This is a genomic window from Phenylobacterium sp. (genome assembly GCF_016793225.1).
GTDB lineage: Bacteria > Pseudomonadota > Alphaproteobacteria > Caulobacterales > Caulobacteraceae > Phenylobacterium.
The window spans coordinates 55,348-67,358 of sequence record NZ_JAEUMN010000143.1 but is presented as its reverse complement, the minus strand read 5'-3'; the positions used below and the strand labels follow the sequence as shown (position 1 = coordinate 67,358).

Here is a 12,011-nt window from a genome sequence, read left to right as displayed (position 1 = left end):
CTCGCGGGGATGACCCTGATTCGCGGCGGCGATTTCCTCATGGGGTCCGACGCGCACTATCCGGAAGAGGCGCCCGTACGCCGGGCGGCCGTCGGCGACTTCTGGATCGACACCCATCCCGTGACGAACCGGCAGTTCGCCGAGTTCGTCGCTGCGACCGGCTACGTCACCTTCGCCGAGATCGCGCCCGATCCCCGCGACTACCCGGGAATGCCGCCGGAGATGGCGCGCGCAGGCTCGGCCGTCTTCATGCCCACGCCCGGCCCCGTCGACACCGGCGACCCCGGCCAGTGGTGGTCCTTCGTCTTCGGCGCCGACTGGCGACACCCGCTGGGTCCCGACAGCTCCATCGACGACATCCTCGATCACCCTGTCGTGCAGGTCGCTTACGCCGACGCCGCCGCCTACGCGCGCTGGGCGGGCAAGTCGCTGCCGACCGAGGCGGAATGGGAGTACGCCGCGCGCGGCGGGCGCGAGGGCGAGCCGTTCACCTGGGGCCAGGAGCTGGCGCCGGAGGGCCGCGCCATGGCCAACTACTGGCAGGGCGAGTTCCCCTGGCAGAACCTGCTGGAAGACGGCTGGGCCCGCACCTCGCCCGTCGGCGTCTTTCCGCCGAACGGATTCGGCCTCTTCGACATGATCGGCAACGTCTGGGAGTGGACTGTGGACTGGTTCGCCACGGACACGGCCGAGAGCGGCAAGGCCTGCTGCGGCCCGCCCCGGGCCCGGCTCGCCGTCGAATCGGAGAGCTACGACCCGCAGACTCCCGACATCCCCATGGGCCGCAAGGTGCTCAAGGGCGGGTCGCACCTCTGCGCGGAGAGCTACTGCCGCCGCTACCGGCCCGCGGCGCGACATCCCCAGCCCCTCGACAGCCCGACCTCCCACATCGGATTCCGCTGCGTGGCGCGTCGCGGCGCCGCGCGGGATATTGAATGAGAATACCGGTTCCGGTATTGCTTCCCGGGCGCGCTCGCCGCGCGTGATGACGGGATGCGCGCGTACGCTTCCCGCGGACGTGGGAGGCTGGTCCATGCGGTTCAAACGAGCGCTGTTGGCTGCGGCCGCGGTGGTGGCGGGAGCGGCGCATCAGGCCGCCGCGCAGGCGCCGTCCAACGTGCCCGTCGACAGGCCGGCGGTGCAGGCTGGTCCGCCGCGCGCCGTGACCTGGCAGCAGGGCCCCGCGCGTCCGCCGTCGGGCAAGCGTCCCCCGAACATCATCCTGATCGTCGCCGACGATCTCGGTTTCAACGACCTCAGCTTCAACGGCGGGGGCGTGGCGGGCGGCTCGGTTCCGACGCCCTACATCGACTCCATCGGCCGCCAGGGCGTGAGCTTCGAGCAGGCCTACTCCGGGCACGGCACCTGCGCGCCCTCGCGCGCGGCGCTGCTCACCGGCCGCTATCCAACCCGCTACGGCTTCGAGTTCACGCCCACGCCGCTGCGGTTCGCCCGCCAGGTGCGGGCCCACCACTACGGCAAGCTGAACCCCGTCTACTTCCCGGAGCGGGAGAAGGACGTGATTCCCATGGTCGAGATGGGCGTCCCCACCGACCAGATCATGCTGGGCGAGCTTCTCCAGAAGGAGGGCTACCACACGATGCAGCTGGGCAAGTGGCACCTCGGCGAGGCGCCCAAGTTCCAGCCACAGAAGCGCGGCTTCTCGGAGACGCTGGGGTTCACCGGCGGCGCCTCGATGTTCCTCCCGCGGGAGGATCCGCGGGTGGTCAATTCGATCCAGGGCTTCGACCCGATCGACATGCAGCTCTGGTCGACCCTGCAGTTCTACGTCCGCAAGGACGGCGGCGAGGCGTTCCAGCCGCAACGCCACATGACCGACTACCTGACGGACGAGGCCGTCGCGGCCGTGGCGGCCAACCGGAACCGGCCGTTCTTCATGTACCTCGCCTACAACGCCCCGCACACGCCTCTCCAGGCGACGCACGAGGACTACCGGGCGCTTTCGCACATCGCGGACCACCGCGAGCGGGTCTACGCCGCCATGATCCGCCAGCTCGACCGAAACGTCGGGCGCGTCCTGCAGGCGCTGCAGGAGCAAGGGCTCGAGGAGAACACCCTGGTGATCTTCACCAGCGACAACGGGGGCGCCTACTACATCGGTCTCGAGGAGATCAATCGACCCTTCCGCGGCTGGAAGCAGACGTTCTTCGAGGGCGGCATCCGCGTGCCCATGCTGATGAAGTGGCCCGCGGCGATCCGGCCCGGGAAGACCTACCACGCGCCGGTTTCCCACTTCGACATCTTCGCCACCTCTGTGGCCGCGGCGGGCGCCGCCATGCCCAGGGACCGGCCGATGGACGGCGTGGACCTGATGCCCTTCGTCAGCGCGCGGAAGACCGGGCGACCCCACGATGTCCTGTTCTGGCGCACGGGCCCCTACCGCGTCGTCCGCGCCGGCGACTGGAAGCTGCAGGTGACGGAGCGGCCGGCGAAGGACTGGCTCTACGACCTGTCGTCGGATCCCACCGAGCGGGTCAATCTGGCCCAGGCGAGGCCTGAGAAGGTGGCGGAGCTGAAGCGCCTTCTCGCCGATCACGACGCCCAGCAGGCTCCGCCGCTTTGGCCCGAGCTTGGTCAATCGCCCGTGATGCTGGATCATTCGCTGATCGAGCCCCAGCGGGACGACGACGAGTATGTCTACTGGGGGAACTGAGGCCTCGCGCCGGTTCGCGCGTCGCCGTTGAGCAGCATGGACGCCCGCGGCGAAGCCCGCCGCGATGTCGAGGGAACGGTGGCGCTTGGCGATGGAACCCTTCGACCTGACCGGCGTCGACGGCGTGATGCCCGCCAACCAGGCCCGCAGCCGCGAGGCGCAGGCCCGGCTCCTGAAGGCCGGCGAGGAGGTCTTCGCCCGCAAGGGCTATGACGAAGCCCACGTGGGCGACATCGCCGCGGCCGCAGGCTGTTCCATCGGAAGCTTCTACCGCCGCTTCCGCGACAAGGAGGCGCTGTTCCGGGCGCTGCACCTGCAGTTCGCCCACCGGATCGAGCGCAACATGGAGCGCTTCCTCAGCCGGCCCGAGCGCGCCGGCCAGCCCGTCTACGAGGTGCTGGAGGTGCTGGTGCGCAACACCGCCCAGGTCATCGAGCGCCACCCCGGATTCTTCCGCGCCCTGTTCCAGCGGATGCTGGCGGGCGCCGGCCGACTGTACGTGCCGGCGCTGTGGGCGGCGGACACGGCGTCGGGTCTTCGCCTGGCGGCGTTCCTGCGTTCGCGGGGCGAGGGGCTGCCGGACGCCCTGGACGACGCCTGCGCGCTGGGCCTGCGGTCAGTCGAAGCGATCCTGATCCAGCGCGTCCTGCGGCGGGACGTGGTGCAGCAGGAGGCGGTCGCGCCACCGTTCGTGATCGACCGGCTGACGCGGATGCTGGCGGCCTGCATCGGCGTGACTGCGCCGCCGGAACGCCGCTCCGCCCGCTTTACGGAAGCGTAATTCCGGTTCATCCTTTCCTTGCGTCAGGCGGGGTGGCGTTTGGCTCGCCCGACACCCGCGGGCAGTCCAGGCGCCGGTCCGGGTTGACTTGAACCGGAATTCACATTCACAATCCGCCAACAAGAAAACGACGTTTCAATCGGGGAGGATCTGACATGCCGAGGCGCAGCCTTGCTTCGAAACTGCTCGTCACCACGGCGTTCGCGCTGGTGGCGGGCGCGGCGTCCTCGGCGCTGGCGCAGACCGCCAGCGGGGTCGCCGAAGTGGAGACGCTGATCGTCACCGCCAACAAGCGCGCCGAGAACATCCAGGACGTCCCGATGTCGGTGACCGCCGTGAGCGGCGAGTTCCTGGAGAAGACGGGCGTCGCGAACGTCACCGAACTGGCCCGCTTCATTCCTTCCGTTTCGATCTCGCAGTCGAACAACAACCGCAACACCACCGTCTTCGTGCGCGGCATCGGGACGTCGGGCACCAACCCCGGCATCGAGTCGTCCGTCGGCATCTTCATCGACGGCGTCTACATCCTGGCGGCGGGGCCCATTCAGGGGAACCTCCAGGACATCTCGACCGTGGAAGTCCTGCGCGGTCCCCAGGGCACGCTGTACGGCCGCAACACCCCCGTGGGCGCGATCAACATCACCTCGCGCGAGCCGACCCAGACCTTCGAAGCGCAGCTTACGGCGCGGGCCGGCAACTACGAGGACCGGGGACTGAGCGGCTACGTGGGCGGCGGGCTCACCGAGAGCCTGGCGGGCCGGCTGTCCTTCTGGGTCAGCGATCGCGACGGCTACGAAACGAACCTCTTCGACGGCGATGACGTCAACGGCAGCGAGCAGTGGGGCGTGCGAGGCCGCCTGAAGTGGCAGCCCCGCGACGGCATCACCGGCAACTTCATCGGCTACTACGCCCGGCTCGAGGCCAACTGCTGCACGCCCGAGACCCTGGCGGCCTCCACGCCCACCGGCATCGCGACCCCGGGCTTCCTGACCGCCGCGCAGGCGGTGGGCCGCCCGTTCCGCAACTTCAACGACCGCGACCACGTGGTCGACGACGACGTCGAGGGCGACAACAACACCGACGTCTACGGCGTCTCGGCGACCTTCGACATCGACCTGCCCGGCGGGCATACCCTGACCTCGATCACCGCCTTCAACGGCTATGAGGACAAGATCGTCTCGCTGGCGGCCGACGGCCTGCCGCAGAACACCGCCACCGGCTCTCAGCGCCTCCGGGCCGAAGGCTATTCCGAGGAGCTGCGGATCGCCTCGCCGGCGGACCAGCGCGTGTCGTACCTCGCGGGCGTGTACCTGTTCTCCGAGACCCTGACCTACACCTCACGCACGGTGCTGGGCCTGCACGCCAACCGCGTGCTCCCGCCCGCCCGCCGGTTCACGCCCGGCGACACCGGCATCTTCTACTACACCCAGGACACCCAGAGCTGGGCGCTGTTCGGCCAGGCGACCTTCAACGTCACCGACAGCTTCCGGCTCGTCGGCGGCCTGCGGTACTCGTACGACAAGAAGAACGCCTTCCTCGACGGCGACGTGAACCCGACGGCGTCCCCGGCGGCGCGAACGGTCTTCCCGGTCAACCACCTGGGCAAGGTCAAGCGCAACGAGGACAAGATCACCTGGTCGGCGACCGTCCAGTACGACGTGACCCCCGACGTGATGCTCTACGCCCTGGCCGCCACGGGCTATAAGACGGGCGGCTACAACGCCCGCTCGTCGGCCGTGGGCGTGCCGGTCGAGTTCGACGCCGAGAACTCCGAGACCATCGAGGTCGGCATGAAGTCGCTGCTGCTCGACAACCGGCTGGTGCTGAACGTCGACGCCTACCGGATGAAGCTGAAGGACTTCCAGGACTCGATCCTGAACCCGCTCACCGGATCCGGTTTCATCGTGGCCAACGCCGGCGACCGTCGGGTGCAGGGCGTCGAGGCCGACGCCGAGTTCCGGCCGATCCGCGAGCTCACGATCAAGGGCTCCCTCGGCTACATGGACGCCGAGTTCACCGACTACACGGCGGGCCAGTGCTACGCCGGCCAGCCGGCCAACGGGACCTCGCCGGGGACCTGCAACTACAACGGCAAGACCCCGTCCCACAGTCCGAAGTGGACCTGGAGTCTCGCCGGCCAGTACCAGCGGCCGCTGGCGGGCACGGGCCTCGAGATCTTCGTCAACGCCGACGTCAGCTACACCAGCTCGAAGTTCCTCGAGCCGCTGCTGGACCCGCGCGGCCTGCAAGACTCGGTGACGCTGGTCGGCCTGCGCGTGGGCCTGACGCCCGAGAAGGGCAACTGGCGCATCTCGGCCTACGGCAAGAACATCTTCGACCGCGACTACTTCGCGCAGGCCACGCTCCAGCCGCTCAACGCCTTCATCTCGGCGGGCGGCACGGCCCAGGCGCAAGGCTTCGTCGGCTGGTACGCCCCGCCGCGCACCTACGGCATCGAAGCCACGGTGAAGTTCTGAGGCGGCTTCCGGCCGGCCGCGCTACGCGGCCGGCCGGGCCCACGCGGGCTCCGGGGACGATATGCTCAGCTACGACCTCTACTGGTCCTTCCGCTCGCCCTACTCCTACCTCGTGACGCCCAGGCTCCGGGCCCTCGAGGACGAGTACGAGGTGACGTGCAAAGTCCGCCCGATCTTCCCGATCGCGGTGCGCACGCCCGAGTTCTTCGAGACGCGGGATCCGCTGTGGTTCAGCTACTTCCAAGCCGACATCCGGCGTGAGGCCGAGTTCCTGGGCCTGCCGCTCCGCTGGCCGCGGCCCGATCCGGTGTTCCGGCTTCCAGACGGCAGCTACCCCAAGGAACAGCCCCACATCCACCGCCTCACCTACCTGGGCGTCGCCGCCGCCGAGCGGGGCCGCGGGCTGCCGTTCCTGGACGAGGTCAGCCGGCTGATCTGGGGCGGGTCCGTCGAGAACTGGCACGAGGGCGACCACCTGCGCCGCGCGGCCGAGCGGGCCGGACTCGACTACGACGAGCTGTCCGGCGCCGTCGACGGCGACCCCGACCGCCACCGCGCCATCGTCGAGGCCAGCCAGGTCGCCCAGCGCGAGGGCGGGCACTACGGAGTGCCGATGATGGTGTTCGGCGGTGAGGCCTTCTTCGGCCAGGACCGGTTCGACCAGCTCAAGTGGCGCATGCTCCAGAAGGGCCTGAAACGTCGCGGGACCACATGACCGGCGAAGCGCCCGACCTCTGGCTCTACGGAGCGCCCGCGTCGCTCTACACCGCCAAGGTGCGGGCGTTCCTCCGGGCGCGCGGCGTCCGTCACGTCGAGCGCTTCCCCTCGCACCCTCGCTACCGCGAGGTGATCAAGCCGGCGGTCGACACGCACCGCATCCCGGTGGTCGAGTTCGCGGACGGGACGATCGTCCAGGACTCCACGGCCATCCTGGACGCGCTGGAGCGGCGCTACCCCGACCCCCACGCGCAGCGCATGGGCCCGCGCCAGACCCTGGCGACGCTGCTGCTCGAGGTCCTCGGCGACCGCGGACTCGCCAAGCCGGCCATGCACTACCGGTGGAACTTCCTCGATGTGAACGAGGGCTTCGTCGTCGGCGAGTTCGGCCGCTCGCTGCGGTTTCCCGCGCCGCCGGAGGAGGTCGAACGCCTGGGCCAGCGGGTGGCCTCGCGCATGTCCTCGTACCTGCCGATGCTCGGCATCGAACCGCGAACCATCCCCACCATCGAACGGGTCTACGGCGAGACCCTGGCGCTGCTGAACGCGCACCTCTCGCAGCACCCCTACCTGCTGGGGGGCGCGCCGAGTCGGGGCGACTACGCCCTCATGGGACCGATGTTCGGTCACCTGGGCCGCGATCCCTATCCGCTGCACCTCATGCAGCGAACGGCGCCGCTGGTCTTCCGCTGGATCGAGCGCATCAACGGCGGCGAGCTGCAGACGCCCGAATTCCCGGACCGTGCCCGCGAGCTCCCGGCCGACGACGTCGTCCCCGAGACGCTGACAGCGTTCATGCGGCACGTCTTCCGCGGCTACGCGGAGGAGCTGGTCCTGACCGCAGGCCGCTTCAACGCCTGGGCCGAGGCCAACCCCGATGCGCCGGCCGGCGGGTTCGTCTCGGCCGAGGGGGCCGACCAGCCCGCGCTGGGACCCATCGTGGTGGACTATCACGGCGTGGCGATCGAGCAGCAGGCCCTGGGCCACTCGCTGTGGATCCTGCAGCGCGCCCTGGACTTCACGGCCGGGCTTTCCGGCGTGGAGCGCGAGGCGGCGCTGGACTTCGCGCGTGCGGCCGGCGCCGACGGCGTCGTGGCCGTGCGCCTCGCGCGGCGGCTGACGCGTGTGCGCAGCCGACTGGCGGTTGAATAGGGGAGGCGGGAATGGCGGCGACCGACACGGCCGGCGCAGCGGGGGGCGTCTCGCGCGGGTACGCCCGCTACGCGCTCGCCCTGCTGCTTGTGGTCTATGTGATCAACTACGTGGACCGGCAGGTGCTCTCCATCCTGGTGGAGCCGATCCGCAAGGAACTGGGGCTCACCGACACCCAGATCGGGCTGCTCTCGGGCCTGGGCTTCGCCCTCTTCTACGCCGCCGCGGGCCTGCCGATCGCGCGCCTTGCCGACCGCACCTCGCGCAAGGGCATCATCGCCGGCTGCCTCGCCCTGTGGAGCGGCGCCACCGCCGTCTGCGGGCTGGCCATGAACTTCCCCCAGCTGCTCGTGGCGCGGATCTTCGTGGCGGTCGGCGAGGCCGGGGCGGGACCGGCCGGACACTCCATGCTGGCCGACCTCTTCCCGCACGGGAAGCGCGCCACGGCGCTGGCCGTCTTCTCTTGCGGCGTGCCGATCGGCATCCTCGTGGGGCTGCTCGCGGGCGGTTGGCTCAACCAGGCCTTCGACTGGCGCACCGCCTTCATCGTGGTGGGCCTGCCCGGCGTCGTGGTCGCGGCGGTGGTCGCCCTGACTCTCAAGGAGCCGCCGCGCACGGGGGAGGTCTCCACCGAACCCGCGCCCACCACCCGCGAGGCGCTGGCGGTCCTGATGAAGATCCCGGCCTACAACTACCTCGTCCTGGGCTCGGCCCTGCACGCCTTCACCTCGTACGGCGCGCTGCAGTGGAATCCCGCCTTCATGATCCGCTTCCACGGCCTGTCCACGGGCGAGGCGGGGCTGGCGCTCGGCCTGATCTCCGGCGTCACCGGCGTCGTCGGCACCCTGGCCGGCGGCTGGTTCGCCGACCTGCTCGGCCGGCGCGACAACCGCTGGTACGCCTGGCTTCCGGCGCTGATGATCGGCGTGCGCGCGCCCCTCTTCATCTCGGCCTATCTCGCGCCCACGGCCGAGCTGGCGATCGCCTGCCTGATCCTGCCGGGCTTCCTCGGCAACAGCTTCACGGGCCCGGTCTTCGGGACGATCCAGACCCTGTCGCCGCCCCGCACGCGGGCCTTCGCCTCGGCGTGGACCCTCTTCATCATCGCGCTGGTGGGCTTCGGCCTGGGCCCCCTGGTCATCGGCATGACCAGCGACGCGCTGGCGCCGGCTTTCGGGACGCGCAGCCTCGGCTACGCGATCTCGCTGGCCGCGATCGGAGAGCTGGTGTCGGTGGTGTTCTTCCTGCTCGCCGCGCGCCGCTTGCCCCGAAACGCGGCGCCCGCCGCGCCCTGAGCCGATCCGGGTACTGCGCCCTGTGCAATCGTCGCGCGCAGGGGCTAGAGGATAACGGGATTTTCGAGAACCTGAGTCGCTGCCGCCCATGGCCAGAGCCAAGTCCGCCGAGACGCCGCCGACCGACGATCCGGCGTGGGCCCTTCCGGCCTACCAGGCGCGCAGCCGCGAGCAGCGCGACCGCCTGCTGAAGGCTGGAGAGCGCGCGTTCGCCGAGCATGGCTTCTGGCAGGCCCACGTGGCCGACATCGCCCGGCGCGCCGGATGTTCCGTCGGCAGCTTCTACCGGCGCTTCCAGGACAAGGAGGCCCTGTTCTTCGCGCTGCAGGCCCACATGGCCCAGCGGTCGGCCGAGAACATCACCACCTTCTTCGCCGATCCGGCCTGCGCCACCGATCCGCTGGACAAGGTGTTCGTCCGGCTCGTCGCCAACTCCGCGCGGTCGATGGGCCGCATCGAGGGCTACTTCCGCGCGCTGTTCGAGCTCAGCCTGCGCGGCCAGGACGTCTGGCCGTCGATGCGCCAGCTCGAGATCTTCGAGGCCCGGAAGATCCAGGACATGCTCGAAGGCAGGGGCCTGTCCGTCGAGGCTGGCTTCCCCGAGCGCGCGCAGCTCGCCGTGCGGATGATCCACGGCCAGATCATCACCCAGCTTCTGCACGGACCGGGGCCGTTCTCCATCGATGACCCTCGCCTGGCCGACGAGCTGGGGCTTCTGCTGATCCGCTACCTGGGCCTCGAGAAGACGGCCGCCTGAGCCGCGTAGGCGCCGGCCGCGGTATTGCCTCCCCATCCCCCGGACGCCATGATAATCGGAACTCCGGTTCGCAAAAGCGGCCGGTCGGCGGGAGGAAACGTTCGTGAGCGAAGGCGTGTACCGGATCTACGGCTCCGAGATGTCACCCTACTCGGTGAAGGTGCGCTCTTACTTCCGCTACAAGGGCATCCCGCACCGCTGGATCCCGCGCAACGCGGCCACCGAAGAGGAATACAAGGCCGTCGCCCGCCTCCCGATCGTGCCGACGGTCGCCACCCCGGCCGGCGAGGGCGTACAGGACTCCACCCCGATCATCGAGCAGGTCGAGCGCCAGGCGCCTGAACCCTCGATCCATCCCGACGACCCGGACCTCGCCTTCCTTTCCGTGCTGCTCGAAGAGTTCGGCGACGAATGGGGCAACAAGCTGATGTTCCACCATCGCTGGTGGGACAAGGTCGACCAGGAGGCCTCGGCGCTCACCCTGGCGCGCCTGTCCATGCCCGGCGCGGACGCCGAGACGGTGGCTGCGCGCCAGAAGATGATCCAGGAGCGGATGACCGGCCGCGGCCACTTCGTGGGCTCGTCGGCGGAGACGGCGCACCTGATCACCGACTACTGGTTCGAACTGCTGGATCTGCTCGAGCCGCACTTCGCCCAGCGCAAGTACCTGTTCGGCGGCCGCCCCGCCTTCGGGGATTTCGGTCTGTCGGCCCAGATCTACGAGGCCTCCATCGACCCGACCTGCGGCGCGGGCATCCTGGCCCGGGGCCCCGCCGTGCTGGGCTGGTGCCATCGGATGATGGAGCCCCGCGACGACGGCCCGTTCGAGACCTGGGAGTCGCTGCAGCCTACCCTGGCGCCGCTCCTGGCCTATGTGGGCCGCTACTTCCTGCCCTGGTCGCAGGCCAATTCGGATGCGCTGGCGGCGGGGCAGGAGAGCTTCACTGTGGACCTCGCCGGCCGGCCCTACGTGCAGCCGCCCCAGAAGTACCACGCCAAGTCGCTGGCCACGCTGAAGGCCCGCTACGCCGCCGCGGCGTCGCCGCGGCTTGACGCGATCCTGGAGGCCGCCGACTGCCGCCGCTGGCTCGCCGCCGGCTGAACCGGACCCCTCACAGCCCCTGCAGCAGCACCTCGCAGCCCGACCCCGCCAGGGCTGCGTCGGCCGCCTTGCGATCGGCCGGCCCCAGGGCGGCGTACTCCTCGCGCAGCCACTGCAGGCACTTGCCCTGGTAGGTGAAGGGCTGCTGCACCCAGCGGCCGCCGTCGATCTCGGTCTCCACCTGTTCGGCGCCCTCGCGCAGCGCCTTCGCGTTGGCGAGCAGCAGTGGAGCGTAGACGCGGCCGATCTCGCCCAGGATCGCCTTCACCGTCTGCGGCAGCGCCGCAGGGTCGAACCAGTCCGCCTCGGTGGGCTCCAGGCCCGAGAGGTCCTCGACGGCGCCCGTCCACGCGAAGACGCGCGGCGCGCGCGCCTCGGTCACCGCCATGGGCGTGGGGTCGAACAGCGCGAGCTGGGTGAGCTGGCCATAGCAGCCGAAGTCGCCGCCGCCGGGGCGTTGCCCCAGTATGAAGGCGTGTTCGCGCAGGTGCGCCTCGAAGGCGTCCAAGAAGCGCGCGTAGCTGGCCTCGATGATCGGGCCCGTGATCTCGTTGGAGCCCACGTAGCGCAGGCGCGGGATCTGGCGGTTCGCCACCTCGGCGCCAGCCGCCTTCAGCTCCGCGTCCGGCATGCGCGAGCGCCGCCAGGCGGGCAGGATGGCCGAAGCCCGCGCGATGTCGGCCTTGTAGGCCCAGCGGTAGTGGAACATGGCCTTGGTCAGCCACTCGTCTCCGTAGTCCTCGATCAGCGAGTCGATGAACGCCAGGGCGGGGTTGGACGGACGCGCCGAACGGCCGGCGTGCTCGCGCTCAAGCCGGCGCAGGATGGGCGTGGAGTCGTTGACGGCCACCAGGGCGCCGGTTTCGTCCGGGAAGTAGAAGGTGGGCAGCAGGTTGACCTTGGCGGTGGGCAGTCCCGCCGCGCCATGAGAGGCCAGCACGAGCTTGTAGGGGATCCGCCGGTAGCGCAGCAGCGCCAGCATCTTGCGGGTATAGGGCGAGCCGGGCACGCCGTTCAGGAGGACGCGTCCGTCGGTCGTGGTGGCGGTCATGTTCG

Annotated in this window: 10 protein-coding genes; 9 read left to right on the top strand and 1 reads right to left on the bottom strand. The window is 70.1% G+C overall.

What is annotated here, in order from left to right:
- Positions 1 to 9 precede the first annotated feature (9 nt).
- From JNK30_RS16600 to JNK30_RS16560, 9 genes are all read left to right on the top strand, one after another.
- The gene (locus tag JNK30_RS16600) at positions 10 to 939 is read left to right on the top strand and encodes a formylglycine-generating enzyme family protein (protein WP_293483845.1); all 930 of its coding nucleotides are present in this window, start codon (positions 10 to 12) and stop codon (positions 937 to 939) included.
- Positions 940 to 1,033: 94 nt separating this feature from the next.
- Positions 1,034 to 2,674, top strand: coding sequence for a sulfatase-like hydrolase/transferase (locus JNK30_RS16595; RefSeq protein WP_293483843.1), 1,641 nt, complete (start codon positions 1,034 to 1,036; stop codon positions 2,672 to 2,674).
- A 91-nt stretch (positions 2,675 to 2,765) separates the two neighbouring features.
- Positions 2,766 to 3,455, top strand: a complete 690-nt coding sequence (locus JNK30_RS16590; protein WP_293483916.1) for a TetR/AcrR family transcriptional regulator — start codon at positions 2,766 to 2,768, stop codon at positions 3,453 to 3,455.
- 155 nt (positions 3,456 to 3,610) lie between these two features.
- Complete coding sequence (locus tag JNK30_RS16585) at positions 3,611 to 5,932, top strand: TonB-dependent receptor (protein WP_293483841.1); 2,322 nt, start codon at positions 3,611 to 3,613, stop codon at positions 5,930 to 5,932.
- A gap of 61 nt (positions 5,933 to 5,993) precedes the next feature.
- Complete coding sequence (locus tag JNK30_RS16580; RefSeq protein WP_293483839.1) at positions 5,994 to 6,647, top strand: 2-hydroxychromene-2-carboxylate isomerase; 654 nt, start codon at positions 5,994 to 5,996, stop codon at positions 6,645 to 6,647.
- Complete coding sequence (locus tag JNK30_RS16575; protein ID WP_293483837.1) at positions 6,644 to 7,801, top strand: glutathione S-transferase family protein; 1,158 nt, start codon at positions 6,644 to 6,646, stop codon at positions 7,799 to 7,801. Before JNK30_RS16580 ends, JNK30_RS16575 begins: the two co-directional genes overlap by 4 nt.
- Positions 7,802 to 7,812: 11 nt before the next feature.
- Complete coding sequence (locus JNK30_RS16570; protein ID WP_293483835.1) at positions 7,813 to 9,096, top strand: MFS transporter; 1,284 nt, start codon at positions 7,813 to 7,815, stop codon at positions 9,094 to 9,096.
- Between the two features lie 88 nt (positions 9,097 to 9,184).
- Positions 9,185 to 9,853, top strand: a complete 669-nt coding sequence (locus JNK30_RS16565) for a TetR/AcrR family transcriptional regulator (RefSeq protein WP_293483833.1) — start codon at positions 9,185 to 9,187, stop codon at positions 9,851 to 9,853.
- A gap of 103 nt (positions 9,854 to 9,956) precedes the next feature.
- Positions 9,957 to 10,955 (top strand): glutathione S-transferase family protein, encoded by a 999-nt coding sequence (locus tag JNK30_RS16560; protein ID WP_293483831.1) that lies wholly within the window; start codon positions 9,957 to 9,959, stop codon positions 10,953 to 10,955.
- A 10-nt stretch (positions 10,956 to 10,965) separates the two neighbouring features.
- On the opposite strand, the gene JNK30_RS16555 is transcribed toward JNK30_RS16560, so the two are convergent.
- Entirely contained in the window at positions 10,966 to 12,006 is a 1,041-nt protein-coding gene (locus tag JNK30_RS16555; protein WP_293483829.1) for a glutathione S-transferase family protein, read from the bottom strand.
- Between the last annotated feature and the right edge of the window lie 5 nt (positions 12,007 to 12,011).